Here is a 14,586-nt window from a genome sequence, read left to right as displayed (position 1 = left end):
TCCGTGAGGGGAATATGCGCACTCTTTTTTCAGCTTTGGTCGCCACGACCATTCTTGCCGGCGCCGCCCAGGCCGCCGAAGTTTATCCGCTTGATCGCGCGACGATCCTGACGGGTTCGCCGTTCGATTTCAAAGTCGAGTTCGACGCTGTCGTAAAGCCGGAAGACGTCAAGATCACCGTCAACGGCCAGGATTACAAGGCAACGCTCGGCGGGCAAGTCGAATTCGTCGCCGAAGAGAAGAACAAAGACAAGGTTCTCGGTTCGGCCGTCATCCTGCGCGGCGTGACGCTTGCCAATGCCGGCGACTACAAGGTCGAAGTTGCCGCCGGCAGCGAAACCAAGAACATCACCTGGACCGTTTACGGCACGCCGGAACAGGCCAAGGCCAAGAACGTCATCTTCCTGATCGCCGACGGCCTTTCGGTCGCTCACCGCACCGCTGCCCGCATCATGTCCAAGGGCATGACCGAAGGTAAGGCCAATGGCCGCCTCAACATGGACGACGTTCCGCCGGCAGCCTTCATCGGCACCTCGGCCACCGACGCCGTCGCCACCGACAGCGCCAACACCATGTCGGCCTACATGACCGGCCACAAGACCGCCGTGAACGCCATCGGCGTCTACGCCGACCGTACGCCGGCCTCGATGGACGACCCGAAGGTCGAAAACATCGCCGAAGCGCTGCGTCGCCAGACCAAGAAGTCGATCGGCATTATCTCGACCGCCGAACTGCAGGACGCGACCCCTGCCGCCGTCGTTGCCCATACCCGCAAGCGTGGCGACAAGGCCGAAATCAACGGCATGCTGTTCGACGTAAAGCCGGAAGTCGTTCTCGGCGGCGGTTCCGCCTACTTCCTGCCGCAGGCAACTGCCGGCTCGAAGCGCAAGGACGACAGGGACTATATCGCCCTGTTCAAGGAAGCCGGTTACACGCTGGCAACCAGCAAGGGCGAACTGGCAACCGCTGCCGGCAGCAACACCGGCAAGATCCTCGGCCTGTTCCACACCGGTAACATGGACACGACGCTTGACCGTGAGTTCCTGAAGAAGGGCACCGTCGGCAAATTCCCGGAACAGCCGGGCCTCGTCGAAATGACCAAGGTTGCTCTCGACAACCTGTCGAAGAACCCGGACGGCTTCTTCCTGATGGTTGAAGCCGCAAACGTCGACAAGATGTCCCACCCGCTCGATTGGGATCGCGCTGTCGTCGATACGATTGAGTTCGACAAGGCGATCGGCGTTGCCCGCGAATTCGCCGCCAAGAACCCCGACACGCTGATCGTCGTCACCGGCGACCACACGCACGGCGTTTCCATCATCGGCACCGTCGATGACGAAAAGCCGGGCACAGAGATGCGCGAAAAGGTCGGCACCTATGCCGAAGCCGGCTTCCCCAACTACGAAGACAAGGACGGCGACGGCTATCCGGACAAGGTCGACGTCTCGCGTCGCCTGTTCCTTAACGCCAATAACGGCCCGGATCACTACGAAACCTTCCGCCCGAAGCTTGACGCTCCGTTCGTCCCGGCCATCCAGAACGAAAAGAAGGAATATGTCGCCAACGAAGCCTACAAGGATGTTCCCGGCGCGGTTCTCGTAACCGGCATCATCCCGAAGAGCGCTGACAGCGGTGTTCACGCCGTTGACGATATCGTTCTCCAGGCCGAAGGCCCCGGCGCCGAAGGTTTCCGTGGCTACATGGAACAGAGCGACGTCTACAAGGCTCTGGCCGAAGCTTTCGCGCTTGGCGCAAAGCAGACCAACTAAGACCTGAAAACAATGAGGGTACGCCGACCCGGCGTGCCCTCATCCTATTTTTCCGGGCTCGGCTATTCTCAGTTTTTGTCCGTCTTGCATTGTCCGCCGTCCCGCGTGACGATGAGCGAATATTTCAGGAAGGAGAAGGGTCATGAAGCAGCTTAATCCTGCGCGTTTCAATCGCCGCCAGGCGCTTACCATGACACTCGGCCTCGTGTCCGGCCTGCCCATGCTGGCTGCTGCCGGCCGTGCGAGTGCCAATAGCGACATCACTTTTGACGAGCTTTACGGCAAGATCAGCGTTCTCGGGCTGGAATTCTCCGACAAGGTCAAGCAGTTGAATGGCAAGGACATCGCCATGCGCGGTTTCATGGCGCCGCCGCTGAAGGCTGAGGCCCAGTTCTTCGTGCTCACCGAAATCCCGATGTCGATCTGCCCCTTCTGCTCGACGGATAGCGACTGGCCCGACAATATCGTCGTCGTCTATCTCGGCGAAAAGCAGACCTTCACCCAGCCCAGCCAGACGATCGAAGTGCGCGGCACGCTGGAGATGGGCTCCTGGACGGATCCGGAAACCGGTTTCGTCAGTCTTCTTCGTATTCGCCAGGCCGAATACGCCACGGTTTGAAAACATGCTGTCGCTGAAAATTGAAAATCTCGCCGTCTCTTTTCCCGGCCTGACGGCACCGGTTCTTGCCGTCGATCATCTCGAAATCGCAGCCGGCAGCGGCGTTGCCCTGACGGGTGGTTCCGGTTCGGGCAAGAGTACGCTCATCAACATCATTGCCGGCCTTGAACGCACGCGCGCCGGCCACGTCTTCTGGGGCGACCAGAATTTTGCGGATCTGTCCGAAGGCAGGCGCGACCGCTGGCGCGCCGCCAATATCGGCCTGGTCATGCAGGATTTTCATCTGTTTCCTGGCCTATCGGCGCTCGACAACATTCTGTTGCCGGCGCGCCTTTCGCGCGTGGCGACGGCTGATCTGGTCAAACGCGCCCATATGCTGTTTCAAACGGTCGGCCTCAAGCGGCCCGAACAGCATGTCGAAACCATGTCGCGCGGTGAGATGCAACGTGTTGCGATTGCCCGCGCGCTTCTGCGCAAGCCGGGCGTCATCATCGCCGATGAGCCGACCGCCAGCCTCGATCTCGAAAGCGGCGAGGCGGTCGGTGATCTTCTTCTGTCGGTCGCTGCGGATGCCGGCTCGACCTTGATCGTCGCAAGCCATGACCCGCGCCTCATAGAACGACTTGGCCGTCGCCTGTCGCTGAAAGGCGGCCAGATTGTCGGCGACACGCAGGCCGGGGAGATGGCGGCATGATCCGGTTCATCCTTGCAGATCTACGTCGCCTTTGGCTCGGCGGTGCCGTCGTGGTGCTTCTGGTGGCGCTCGCCACCGCACTCGGCGTCGCCGTCACGCTGCAGGAGCGCTCGCTGCGTCTCGGCAGTGCCCGCGCCGCAGACAAGTTCGATCTGGTTGTCGGCGCCGCCGGCAGCGAGACACAACTCGTCCTCTCCTCCATCTTCCTGCAGGCCGCCCCCCTGCCTCTGGTCGATGGTTCTATCTTGACCAAGCTTTCGGCCGATCCACGCGTCGATTGGGCAGCCCCGGTCGGCTTCGGCGACAGTTTTGCCGGTTATCCGATCATAGGCACGACCACGAAACTCGTTGCCGGCACAACACCCGGTTTTGCCGAGGGCAGGATGTTTGCCCTGGAAGGCGAAGCGGTTCTGGGTGCAGCCGTCAACCTGCCGCTCGGCGCGGAAATCAAGCCGATGCACGGCACGGCCGAGACGGGTGGCCACACCCATGCAGGTCCGGCCTATAAGGTCGCCGGAAAGCTGCAGCCGACCGGCACGCCATGGGATCGCGCCATTCTCGTGCCGATCCAGGCCGTGTGGCACGTCCATGGTCTTGGCGAAGAGCATGGCCATGAGGAAGAGCATCACGATGGAGATGGTCACGACCACGCCCATGAAGGCGACGAACATCATGAGGAAGGTGGCACCCATACTGAAGCGGAGCATACCGGAGGTGTAGCGGAGCACGTCCAGACAGTCGCCGAACAGCCCGCCCCGCAGCCACCAAAAACCGCCTTTGCACTCGGCGCTGCGTCCTCCGCGCATATCGAGGACGATCATCACGGCAGTATCGATCCGGATGCGCCGATCGTCGAAACCTTTGGTGCATCGACACCCGGCCTTCCTGCCATTCTCGTCAAGCCGAAGACGATTGCCGATGCCTATCGGCTGCGGCAGGAATACCGAACCGGCAGCACGCTCGGCGTGTTTCCCGGCGAAGTGCTGACGAGGCTTTATGCGACGCTCGGGGATGCGAAGATGATCCTGAGCGCGGTCGCTGCCGGCTCTCAAGGGCTCGTTGCAGCAGCGCTGGTTCTGGTCACGGTCATCCATGTGGGCCAGAGGCGGCGGCAGATCGGTGCGTTGCGAGCCTTCGGTGCGCCCCGCGCTTCCGTCTTTACCATCGTCTGGCTGGAGCTTTTCCTGCTCGTGGCACTCGGCATCGGCATCGGCTTCCTGATCGGGCTCACAGCCGCGCAAATCGGCGCGCAGATGTTCGCGGCCAAGAGTGGCGTCATCCTGCCGGTCGGGTTTACGCGTGAGGATCTGCGTCTGGCTCTGGTGTTCCTCGGCTTCGCCGGCGTTCTGGCAGCCGTGCCGGCATTGCTAGCCTATCGCCAGTCCCCGGCAACCGCTCTGCGCGCCTGATCGGCGCGCAGGAGATCATCCGTTAAAGGCGCTTGCCTGCTTCGTCGAAGCGGTGCGTCATCTCGGGCGAATAGGAAAGCCATACGGTTTCCCCTGCCCCATAGACCGCATCGCCCACCGCACGAGCAATGACGATGCCGATCCCGTCGATTGCAACATGCAGATAAGTGTCGCTGCCCAGCCGTTCCGAGAACTGCACGCTGCCAGAAAGAACTCCGCTCTTGCGATCGACATCCAGATGCTCGGGCCGGACACCAAGCGTATTCGCGCCGACTGCCGCAGCCAGCGGCCCGGTGAAGAAGTTCATCTTAGGCGAGCCGATGAAGCCTGCAACGAACAGCGTTTCGGGCCTGTTGTAAAGATCAATCGGCGCACCGACCTGCTCGATCAGCCCCTTGTTGAGCACGACGATCTGGTCGGCCAGCGTCATCGCCTCCACCTGGTCATGGGTCACATAGATCATCGTTGCGCCGAGCCGCTTGTGCAGCTGCGCCAGTTCGACCCGCATCTGCGTGCGCAGCGCCGCATCGAGGTTCGATAGCGGTTCGTCGAACAGAAAAACCTTCGGCTGGCGCACGATGGCACGGCCGATGGCGACGCGCTGCCGCTGACCGCCGGAGAGTTCCGCCGGCTTGCGTTTGAGAAGCGGCGTCAACTGCAGCACGTCGGCAGCAGCCTCGACCTTGGCCTTGATTTCCGCCTTTGGAACCTTGGCCATCTTCAGCGCAAAACCGATATTTTCGGCCACATCCATATGCGGATAAAGCGCATAGGACTGGAAGACCATGGCAATGCCACGTTCGGTCGGGCGTTCCTCGGTCACATCCCGCGCGTCGATGAAAATCCGTCCGTCGGTTGCTTCCTCAAGCCCCGCCGTCAGGCGCAGCAAGGTCGATTTTCCGCAGCCCGATGGACCAACGAAAACGGTGAAGGATCCGTCCGGGATATGCAGCGAGGCATCCGGAATGACGGTGACCGCACCGAAGACCTTCTTGATGTTTTGATATTCGACAACGGCCATCGGATCATTCCTTTGGAAGGTTCTTGTAGGTGAAATGTGAGAAGTCGGCCGGCATCGCCAGTCCGCCGAGATCGTGCGCCGCCATGCCGACAAATGCGCCGGTGAAATTGCCGATGCCGACGAACGAGCCGGTGATCTTGCTCTGCTCCCCTTCGCCGCTTTCGTCGGAGAGGACGGAATTGTCGAGAACCGGGCCGATCCGCGTCCAGGCGCCATCCTTCATGTAGAAGAAGCGCAGGGCTGCGCCGCGCACCTCGACCCGCAGACGCACCGGACCGTCCGGAACGGAAATCGGATTGTCCAGACCGAGCATGGTCATGCCGTTCGGCCACTGGCCGTTGCAGTAGAAGATCTGCAGCGACCGCCCGGCCTTCTCGTCATGGCTGACGCAGAGATAGTGGTAGGCGAAGCGATTGTAGTAGGCGATCAGTCCGGCCATCTGCAGATGCGAGGTCGGATCGCAATCGACTTCCGTTTCGGCATCGTAATCGAAATCCGTCTGGCGTCGCGCAACGAGCGACTGCTCGAACCAGGAACCGACAGACTCTCGACCGAAGAGGCGTAAGTGGCCGGGACGCTCGGTCAGTGAGAACAGCCGTTCGGGATAGGGAGAACGCAGCCACTGAAAAGCCAGCGGTAAGCCGTTTTCAGGGGTGAACTCATACCGCTCCGGTTCCGCCGGGAACGGATGCGCAGGCAGGTTCGGGGCAGGAACTTCGTCCTGCGGCACGAATTTTTCGCCTTCCAAACGCAGCCAGCCGTCATCGCCCCACACACATTTCTGGATGGATGTCTCACGGCCTAGGACCGACCGATAAAGGCCCGGCAGCGGGCGGCTGCACAGATGCACCATGTAGATGCCGCCATCCGGCGTCTCGACGAAATCGCCATGCCCGCCACGCTGCAGTGTTGCATCCGGGTGGAAACGAGAGGTGACGACATGGGTATCGGGATGCAGTTCGTAAGGGCCGGTCAGATTGCGTGAGCGCGCCATCGTCACGGCATGGCTATATCCCGTGCCGCCCTCGGCAACGATCAGGTAATACCAGCCGTCTCGCTTGTAGAGATGCGGCCCTTCCGCAAGACCGAGCGGCGATCCCTTGAAAATGTTGGAGATCGGCCCGACCAGCTTCTTCTCGACAGGATCATATTCCTGCAGCACGATGCCGCCGAAGCGGGATGGACGACCGCGATGATCCCAGAGCAGGTTCACGTGCCATTTGCGGCCATCGTCATCATGAAAAAGCGACGGATCGAAACCGGAGGAATTTAGATAGACCGGGTCCGACCACGGACCTTCGATCGAAGGCGCGGTGACCACATAATTATGCGCATCCTTGAACGAGCCGCTCTTGCGCTTCACATCCGTGTAAACCAGCCAGAAAAGGCCGTCTGAATAGGTGAGGCATGGCGCCCAGATGCCGCAACTGTCGGGATCGCCGCGCATGTCGAGCTGCGAAGCTCGGTTGAGCGGCCTCGTGACGAGACGCCAGTTCACCAGATCACGCGAGTGGTGAATCTGCACGCCCGGATACCATTCGAAGGTAGACACGGCGATATAGTAGTCGTCGCCGGCGCGGCAGATCGAAGGGTCGGCATTGAAGCCGGGCAGGATCGGGTTTCGGATTACGGGTGTCATGAGATCATCCTTTCACGGAGCCGCGGGTGAGACCGGCCACGATGTATTTCTGGGTGAAGGTGAAGAAGATCAGCGCCGGCAGGATGGTCAGCGACACGAAGGCGAGAATGCGGTTCCACTCGACCATGAACTCGCCGCGATAGCGCATTATGCCGAGCGGCCAGGTGTAGCCTGCGCTGTCGTTGATCACGACCAGAGGCAGGAGATAGTTGTTCCAGCTCTGGACGAAGACGAAGGTGCCGACAGTGGCAAGGATCGGCGTCGATAGCGGCAGGGTGAAGCGGAAGAAGAAACCGATATACCCGCAGCCATCCACATAGGCGGCCTCGAACAACTCCTTCGGCAATTGCTGGAAGAAGCTGCGCAGAAGCACGATCGCAAAGGCCATGGAGAACGCCGTCTGCGGCAGGATTACGCCGAGCGGATTGTCCAAAAGCCCGAAATCACGGATCTGCAGGAACAGCGGCACGATCGCGGTCGCGAACGGGAACATCAGCCCCAGCAGCAGATAGGCCTGGATATATTTCGAGCCGAAAAAGCGGATCTGCGCGAAAATATAGGCCGCCATCGAGGCCAGCATCAGGGTGAGGAACACCGCTGAGAACGAGATGATCAGCGAGTTCTGGATATAGCCCCAGAACACCGACCCACCGAGGATTTCGGTATAGGTCTCGACGCGCCAGACGGGCGGTAGGCCGAAGGGTGAGGCCCGCAATTCGCCGACGGATTTGAAGCCGCCGAGGAAGGTTGCGATGAGCGGCACGATGACCAGCGCTGCCACGATAGACAACACAGCGGCGCGGACAAGCGCCAGGAAGAAGCCGGGACGGTTCATAGCGCGCCTCCTTTACCCATGGCGAGGCGCCGATAACTGAAGGCGGTCACCATGCAGAGAATGAACAGGACGACACCGACGGCAGCACCATAACCGACATTCAGCTGCGCAAGCCCGTAGGTGTAGAGATAGCTGACGATCGAATGGGTGGAGTTCGACGGACCGCCATTGGTGAGCGGAATGATGATATCGAAGACCTGCAACGCGCCGACGATCGCGAAGAATGCGGAAAGCTTGATCGCATGCATGATCAGCGGCAGCTCGACATAAAAGACCTTCTGCCAGCGGCCCGCGCCGTCGATCTCGGCGGCTTCAAGCAGGTCTTCCGGCACGGCCTGAAGTGCCGCGATGAAGATCATCATGTGATAGCCGAAATATTTCCACACCACGACGGTAATGATGGCCAGGAAGGCGAATTGCCGGTCGGCGAGGATGTAGAACGGGTCGATGCCCAGTGCGGCGGCGATCTGGCCCGAAACCCCGAAATCGCCGTCGAAAATAAAGCTCCAGATCACACCGGAGGCGATTTCGGCAAGGATATAAGGTGCAAAGAAGATCAGCCTAAAAGCCGTGTTGGCCGAGGTCTTCTTGTAGATGAGAAGAGCGAGCGTCAGCGCCAGCGGAATCTGGATGAACAGCGACGCAAGAATGAGTTTCAGCGAGTTCCACAGCGACTGATGAAAGACGGAGTGTTTGGCAAGCCGCTGGTAATTTTGGGTGCCGATGAAATTGTCGATCGCGCCGTAACCGCTCCACTTGAAGAAGCTCAGGTTGGCAGCGTTGAAGATCGGCCAGATGACGAAAAGGGTAAACAGCACCAGGGCCGGCGGCAGGAACAGAAGGAGGGCGGTAAGCTTCCCCTGCTTGTGCATGCGCGCAATGCGCGCCGCCGGGCTCAGCGTCGGGCGTGAGCCGGTCATGGTCGTCATGTCATTCCTCGATATGTCCGGTGTTGCGTGAGGCGTGGCGAACTCATCGCCACGCCCACATCAGGCGGGGGTCAGCGCATTTCGCGCGCTTCTTCCACGAGGGCTGCGGCTTCTTCCGGCGAGATGTCGCCGGTCACGATCTGTGCTGCAGCATCGTTCAAGGCCGCACCGACGCTCGCACCGAGCATCTGATCGAGATAGAGCTGGTGATGCGGAGCCTTGGAAAGATCCTCGGCGATCCGACGCAGGCGCGGGTCGGCAATGCCGGACTGGGCGTCGGTGCCGATCGGCAGCCAGATCTTCAGGCGCCCGCCTTCCGTCTGGTTCTTGTTGTTGGTCAGGAATTTGAGGAAATCGACCGTCGGCTTGCTCGCATCCTTGGTCACCAGCCAGCCGTTGACGCCGCCGAACGTATCGGCCGGGTCACCCTTGCCGCCTTCGACCGCCGGGAAGGTGATGAAGTCGAGATCGTCGCTCAAGCCTTTGCCCGAGGCCGAATTCTGCGCCTGCGCGCCGACCAGGAAATTACCGGCCAGATAGAAGGCACCCTTGCCGTCGCCGAACAGGCCGGCCGCCTTGGGCTGTGTCGTATCCATATAGCCGGGCTGGAACGGTTTCAGATCGGCCAGTTGCTTCAGCGCTTCGCCGGCCTGAATGAAAGCCGGATTGTTGAAGCCTTCGTTCTCGCCCTTGTCTGCAGCGGCTACGCCATCGGTCCCCGCGATACGGGCAGCGAGCTGGCCATAGAAGAGCGCGATCGGCCACTTGTCCTTGCCGCCCATGACGATCGGGACGATGCCGGCACCCTGGATCTTCTTGGAGGCGGCAAGCAGGTCTTCCCAGTTCTTGATCGCCTTCGGGTCAACGCCGGCCTTTTCGACAAGCGCCTTGTTGTACCAGAGCACGACGCTCGCAGCATACATCGGTGCGCCGTAGAGCTTGCCGTCATGGCTCATTGCCTGGATGCCGGAAGGCGAATAATTTTTGCGGTCGGCATCGGTGAATTCGGCAGAGATATCTTTCAGCACGCCAGCCTTGGCCTGTTCCGCAAACACGCCACCGGTCCAGGTGAAGAATGCGTCTGGACGCGCGGATGACTGCAGGAGCGTCGGCAGCTTGGATTTGAACGACGTGTCGTCGAGGAAGTCGAACTGCACCTTCGTGCCCGGATTTGCCGCCTCATACGCCTTGGCGACGTCGAGATAATATTGCCGTCCTTCTGGAACATTCGGCTCGATCGCCAGCATGCGGACATCATCCGCCAGCGCCGAGCCAGCCAAAGTCAATCCCAGGACCGTTGCGGCCCCGAGGCAAAATGATTTCATGACAATTTCCTCCAATATGCCTGGCTGATGCCGCCAGATCCCTCCGAACCGAGGCTCCACCCCCGGCTCATGCGTGGAGACTAGACCATGCGGTTTTGCACCCCTCGTTATGATTTTTAACAGTCTTGATGAATGCGAAGGTTTTTCTTGCAAACGCCGCCAAGTTGATAGCGTCGATGAAGCGGGGTCTGATGGAGGATGAGATGACCGCGAAAAAACGCAACGAATATCAGGTCGCGCTGCTCTTCAAGGCACGTGGAAATTACGGGCGCGAAATCATTGCCGGCGTCTGTGATTATGTGAAATCGACACGTGCGGTCTGGGATATGCTGCTACATGAGGATTTTCGCGACAGCGTGGCGGGTATCGCTGACTGGTCGGGAAATGGCATCATCGCGGATTTCGATGATCCCGACTTCGTCAAGGCGCTGTCGGAAGTATCGATACCTGTGATCGGCGTCGGCGGCTCCTATCATCGGGATGCCGACTATCCCCGCAACTTCCCTTACGTGGCGACGGATAACGAAAAGCTGGTGACCGAAGCCTATACCCATCTCGTCGATATGGGCCTGCCACACTTTGCCTTTTACGGGCTGCCGGAAACCCGCTCATACCGCTGGTCGCAGGAACGGGAGAAAGCCTATCTGAAACTCTGCGCACGGGATCGTGCCAAGCCGGAAGTCTTCAAGGGGCAAGGCACATTCGGCCCGGACTGGGACGACATCCTTGCCGATGTTATCGCCTGGCTGAAGAGCCTGCCGAAACCGATCGGCGTGATTGCCGTGACGGACTCCCGTGCGCGCCATATCCTGCAAGCGTGTATCCTCGCCGATATCGCGGTTCCCGAACAGGTCTCAATCGTTGGTATCGACGACGACCCGCTGCTGCGCATGCTCACGCGCATTCCGATCAGCTCCGTGCGGCAGGGAACGCGCAGCATGGGGCAGACGGCTGCCGCCATGCTGCATCGCCGTCTGATCGGTGCTGCATTGGATGAGAACCGCGTGATCGTTCCGCCGGCCGGGTTGAACGCGCAGATGTCTTCCAGATACCAGCCGGTTTACGATCCTTACGTGATGCGCGCACGCCACTACATCCGTCAGTTCGCCGGCCAAGGCATAAAGGTTGCCCAGGTCGCAGCCTATGTCGGAGTTTCCCGCACGACACTTGAAACGCATTTCCGTCGCGCCTTCGGCTATACCGTCCATGATGACATGCTGGCTTATCGACTTCAGATGGCTCAGAAGCTGCTGACAGATACCACTCTTCCTCTGGAAAGAGTGGCAGAGTTGAGCGGCTTCACCAGCAATCAATACATGCACACCGTATTCAAACGCGAACTCGGATGCAGCCCACGCGAATACCAGCGCAATACGGGCGCGCACTGAGGCGGGGATGCAAAGCCGGACAGCGTTCTGTTTTTCGGCCCCTCTACAAGTAACTCCTGAACATGCCGCGGCTAATGATTGCGATAGATTGTCGCAATTGAGGTACGTGCATCATATCTGCCTTGCAACCCGCTGAAAGCCTCGTATCAAATGCATCTTGAGGAGGTAACTGCCGCGCCTTCGCGGAAAAGTTACGGAGGTGGCTTCACGCCATAAGAAGAGGCAACGACCGCGGCTGGGCATCCCCCGGCCTGCGGACCCGTGCTCGGCGAGCATGGGTGTTGGAAAGCGCGCCGGTTACGGCCGCCATCACAGAGGAGGTTAGGTTATGAAGAAATTTCTTTTGTTCACGACTGCAGCGTTCGGGATCGCAGCCGGTTTGTATGCCACCACCGGCGTGGCAAACGCATCCCCCGACAAGCCCGTGATCGGCTTCTCGATCGATGACCTGCGCGTCGAGCGCTGGGTTCGTGACCGCGACTATTTCGTTGCCGCAGCCGAGGGCCTCGGGGCCAAGGTTAGCGTCCAGTCTGCTGACGGCAATGAGGAAAAGCAGGTCAAGCAGGTTGAGAATCTCATCGCCCAGGGGGTCGACGCAATCGTCATCGTACCGATGAATTCGAAAGTTTTCGATGCGGTTGTTGCAGATGCAAAAGCGTCCGGCATCAAGGTTCTCTCCTATGACCGTCTGATCCTGAATGCGGATGTCGATGCCTATATCTCCTTCGACAATGAACGGGTCGGCTACATGCAAGCCGAGAATGTCCTGAAGGTTAAGCCCGAGGGCAATTATTACCTTCTCGGCGGCTCACCGACCGACAACAACGCCAAGTATCTGCGCGCCGGCCAGGAAAAGGCTCTGAAAGCCGCCGTGGATGCAGGCAAGGTCAAGATCGTCGGCTCCCAATGGGTCAAGGAATGGAGCCCGACCGAAGCGCTCTCGATCATGGAAAATGCGCTGACGGCTGCCGATAACAAGATCGACGCCGTGGTCGCCTCCAATGACGGCACCGCCGGTGGTGCGATCCAGGCGCTTGCCGCCCAGGGCCTTGCCGGCAAGACCGCGGTTTCCGGACAGGATTCCGACCTCGCCGCCGTCAAGCGCCTGCTCGACGGAACGCAGACCGTTACGGTCTATAAACCGCTGAAACTGATCGCATCCGAAGCAGCAAAGCTGACGGTCCAGATGGTGAAAGGCGAAAAGCCGGCGTTCAATTCCAAGATCAACAACGGGACCAAGGACGTGGATACCCTGTTGCTGACGCCGACCGCCGTCACCAAGGAAAATATCGACGTCTATGTGAAGGATGAGTTCTATACCAAGGAACAGATCGGCCTGAAGTAAACGAGGCGAACGGCCCTGGGACCCGACAGCGGTTCCGGGGCCTTCAATCATTACGAGGGCATAATGAGTGAATTTCTTCTCGAAATGAAGAACATCTCCAAGAGCTTTTCCGGTGTAAAGGCTCTGGATGGAATTCATCTTAAGGTTCGCCGTGGGGAATGTGTTGGCCTCTGCGGTGAAAACGGAGCCGGCAAATCGACCCTGATGAAGGTCCTGTCGGCAGTCTATCCCTATGGCAGCTGGGAGGGCGAGATCCTGTGGGAGGGGCGGGAACTGAAGGCCTCTTCCATCCGCGAAACGGAAAAGGCCGGCATCGCTATCATCCACCAGGAACTGATGATGGTTCCGCATCTGTCCGTGGCGGAAAACATCTTCCTCGGTTCAGAGATCAGCAATCGCGGTTTCCTCGACTATGATGCCATGAACGCGCGGGCACAGGATCTGCTTGCTAAGCTGAATGTCCATGACATCAATCCGGCACTGCCGGCTCTCAATTATTCCGGTGGCAAGCAGCAGCTTATCGAGATCGCCAAGGCGCTCAACAAGGACGCCAAGCTGCTGATCCTGGATGAGCCGACATCGGCATTGACCGCCACCGAAATCCGAACCCTTCTCGACCTCATCAAGAACTTGAAGGCGGAAGGTCTTGCCTGCGTCTACATCTCCCACAAGCTCGAAGAAGTGGCTGAAATCTCGGATACCGTGACAGTTATCCGTGACGGAACTCATATCGGCACACGCCCGATCGGCGAGCTGACGACTGCCGGCATCGTGACGATGATGGTCGGCCGCGAGATGAAGAACCTCTATCCCAAGGAGGATCATGCGATCGGCGGGGTCGTTCTTGAGGCCCGCAATGTCTCCTGCTGGGATGTCACCAATCCCGAGCGAAAAGTGGTCGATGACGTTTCCTTCCAGATCCGCAAGGGCGAGATTCTGGGGATCGCGGGCCTGGTCGGCGCCGGTCGAACCGAACTGGTCTCGACGCTTTTCGGCGCTTATCCCGGCAGTCACAGGGGAAGCGTTCATCTCGACGGTCGCGAGATCACGATCCGCTCGCCGCGCGATGCCGTCAAGGCAGGGATCTGCATGGTGCCGGAAGATCGGAAGCGAAGCGGCATTTTGCCGATCATCGGCGTCGGACATAACATGACGATCTCGGTGCTCAACCGTTTTGCCGCTTTCGGCCTGATCGACGAACATGAGGAGCTTGCGCAGATACAGGCGGAAATCCTGCGTCTGAAGATCAAGACGGCCGATCCGATGCTGCCCATTGCCTCGCTTTCCGGCGGGAACCAGCAGAAGGCGGTGCTTTCCAAGATGATGCTGCCGGACCCACGCATCCTCATCCTCGACGAGCCGACGCGCGGTGTCGATGTCGGTGCGAAATATGAGATCTACAAACTGATTTTCGCGCTCGCCAAGGCCGGTGTGGCGGTTCTGATGGTGTCATCGGAACTGACCGAAGTTCTCGGGATATCCGACCGGGTCCTCGTGATCGGGGAAGGCCGGCTGCGCGGCGATTTCGTCAATGACAACCTGACCCAGGAACATGTGTTGGCCGCGGCTTTGGGCCAGACCACACAGATGGCCTGAACTTTGCGGTCACCGCT

Annotated in this window: 12 protein-coding genes; 7 read left to right on the top strand and 5 right to left on the bottom strand. The window is 59.7% G+C overall.

Going from position 1 to position 14,586, the window contains the following annotated elements:
• Positions 1 to 14: 14 nt before the first annotated feature.
• The 4 genes from JNB91_RS13940 (at position 15) to JNB91_RS13925 (ending at position 4,491) form a co-directional block, all read left to right on the top strand.
• Positions 15 to 1,769 carry an alkaline phosphatase gene (locus JNB91_RS13940; RefSeq protein WP_220326118.1) on the top strand — a complete coding sequence of 585 codons (1,755 nt, stop codon included), beginning with the start codon at positions 15 to 17 and terminating at the stop codon, positions 1,767 to 1,769.
• A gap of 142 nt (positions 1,770 to 1,911) precedes the next feature.
• Positions 1,912 to 2,388, top strand: coding sequence for a hypothetical protein (locus JNB91_RS13935; RefSeq protein ID WP_430736278.1), 477 nt, complete (start codon positions 1,912 to 1,914; stop codon positions 2,386 to 2,388).
• A gap of 4 nt (positions 2,389 to 2,392) precedes the next feature.
• Entirely contained in the window at positions 2,393 to 3,082 is a 690-nt protein-coding gene (locus tag JNB91_RS13930) for an ABC transporter ATP-binding protein (RefSeq protein ID WP_220326117.1), read from the top strand.
• Positions 3,079 to 4,491 (top strand): ABC transporter permease, encoded by a 1,413-nt coding sequence (locus tag JNB91_RS13925; protein WP_220326116.1) that lies wholly within the window; start codon positions 3,079 to 3,081, stop codon positions 4,489 to 4,491. Before JNB91_RS13930 ends, JNB91_RS13925 begins: the two co-directional genes overlap by 4 nt.
• 22 nt (positions 4,492 to 4,513) lie before the next feature.
• On the opposite strand, the gene JNB91_RS13920 is transcribed toward JNB91_RS13925, so the two are convergent.
• The 5 genes from JNB91_RS13920 to JNB91_RS13900 form a co-directional block, all read right to left on the bottom strand.
• On the bottom strand, positions 4,514 to 5,512 hold the full coding sequence (locus tag JNB91_RS13920; protein WP_220326115.1) for an ABC transporter ATP-binding protein: 999 nt from the start codon (positions 5,510 to 5,512) through the stop codon (positions 4,514 to 4,516).
• Positions 5,513 to 5,516: 4 nt separating this feature from the next.
• Positions 5,517 to 7,151 (bottom strand): glycoside hydrolase family 43 protein, encoded by a 1,635-nt coding sequence (locus JNB91_RS13915; RefSeq protein ID WP_220326114.1) that lies wholly within the window; start codon positions 7,149 to 7,151, stop codon positions 5,517 to 5,519.
• A 4-nt stretch (positions 7,152 to 7,155) separates the two neighbouring features.
• Positions 7,156 to 7,986, bottom strand: coding sequence for a carbohydrate ABC transporter permease (locus JNB91_RS13910; protein WP_112456262.1), 831 nt, complete (start codon positions 7,984 to 7,986; stop codon positions 7,156 to 7,158).
• Entirely contained in the window at positions 7,983 to 8,906 is a 924-nt protein-coding gene (locus tag JNB91_RS13905; protein ID WP_220326244.1) for a carbohydrate ABC transporter permease, read from the bottom strand. Before JNB91_RS13905 ends, JNB91_RS13910 begins: the two co-directional genes overlap by 4 nt.
• 80 nt (positions 8,907 to 8,986) lie before the next feature.
• Positions 8,987 to 10,240: an ABC transporter substrate-binding protein gene (locus JNB91_RS13900; RefSeq protein WP_220326113.1), complete on the bottom strand. Its 1,254-nt coding sequence runs from the start codon at positions 10,238 to 10,240 to the stop codon at positions 8,987 to 8,989.
• Positions 10,241 to 10,443: 203 nt separating this feature from the next.
• Between JNB91_RS13900 and JNB91_RS13895 the strand changes: the two genes are divergently transcribed.
• The 3 genes from JNB91_RS13895 (at position 10,444) to JNB91_RS13885 (ending at position 14,569) form a co-directional block, all read left to right on the top strand.
• Entirely contained in the window at positions 10,444 to 11,628 is a 1,185-nt protein-coding gene (locus tag JNB91_RS13895) for an AraC family transcriptional regulator (protein ID WP_220326112.1), read from the top strand.
• 328 nt (positions 11,629 to 11,956) lie between these two features.
• Complete coding sequence (xylF, locus tag JNB91_RS13890; protein ID WP_223218174.1) at positions 11,957 to 12,973, top strand: D-xylose ABC transporter substrate-binding protein; 1,017 nt, start codon at positions 11,957 to 11,959, stop codon at positions 12,971 to 12,973.
• Positions 12,974 to 13,036: 63 nt separating this feature from the next.
• Positions 13,037 to 14,569, top strand: a complete 1,533-nt coding sequence (locus JNB91_RS13885; protein ID WP_220326111.1) for a xylose ABC transporter ATP-binding protein — start codon at positions 13,037 to 13,039, stop codon at positions 14,567 to 14,569.
• The last annotated feature ends 17 nt before the right edge of the window (positions 14,570 to 14,586 follow it).

Source organism: Aliirhizobium wenxiniae, from assembly GCF_019511445.1.
Taxonomy (GTDB): domain Bacteria; phylum Pseudomonadota; class Alphaproteobacteria; order Rhizobiales; family Rhizobiaceae; genus Neorhizobium; species Neorhizobium wenxiniae_A.
Note: the sequence above shows the minus strand (reverse complement) of the source record. Positions and strands in the feature narration are given on the sequence as shown.

Bases quoted from the DNA above. Each gene is read 5' to 3' on its own strand.
- JNB91_RS13940 (WP_220326118.1), top strand. From the start codon at position 15: ATGCGCACTCTTTTTTCAGCTTTGGTCGCCACGACCATTCTTGCCGGC.
- JNB91_RS13935 (WP_430736278.1), top strand. From the start codon at position 1,912: ATGAAGCAGCTTAATCCTGCGCGTTTCAATCGCCGCCAGGCGCTTACC.
- JNB91_RS13930 (WP_220326117.1), top strand. From the start codon at position 2,393: ATGCTGTCGCTGAAAATTGAAAATCTCGCCGTCTCTTTTCCCGGCCTG.
- JNB91_RS13925 (WP_220326116.1), top strand. From the start codon at position 3,079: ATGATCCGGTTCATCCTTGCAGATCTACGTCGCCTTTGGCTCGGCGGT.
- JNB91_RS13920 (WP_220326115.1), bottom strand. From the start codon at position 5,512: ATGGCCGTTGTCGAATATCAAAACATCAAGAAGGTCTTCGGTGCGGTC.
- JNB91_RS13915 (WP_220326114.1), bottom strand. From the start codon at position 7,151: ATGACACCCGTAATCCGAAACCCGATCCTGCCCGGCTTCAATGCCGAC.
- JNB91_RS13910 (WP_112456262.1), bottom strand. From the start codon at position 7,986: ATGAACCGTCCCGGCTTCTTCCTGGCGCTTGTCCGCGCCGCTGTGTTG.
- JNB91_RS13905 (WP_220326244.1), bottom strand. From the start codon at position 8,906: ATGACCGGCTCACGCCCGACGCTGAGCCCGGCGGCGCGCATTGCGCGC.
- JNB91_RS13900 (WP_220326113.1), bottom strand. From the start codon at position 10,240: ATGAAATCATTTTGCCTCGGGGCCGCAACGGTCCTGGGATTGACTTTG.
- JNB91_RS13895 (WP_220326112.1), top strand. From the start codon at position 10,444: ATGACCGCGAAAAAACGCAACGAATATCAGGTCGCGCTGCTCTTCAAG.
- xylF (WP_223218174.1), top strand. From the start codon at position 11,957: ATGAAGAAATTTCTTTTGTTCACGACTGCAGCGTTCGGGATCGCAGCC.
- JNB91_RS13885 (WP_220326111.1), top strand. From the start codon at position 13,037: ATGAGTGAATTTCTTCTCGAAATGAAGAACATCTCCAAGAGCTTTTCC.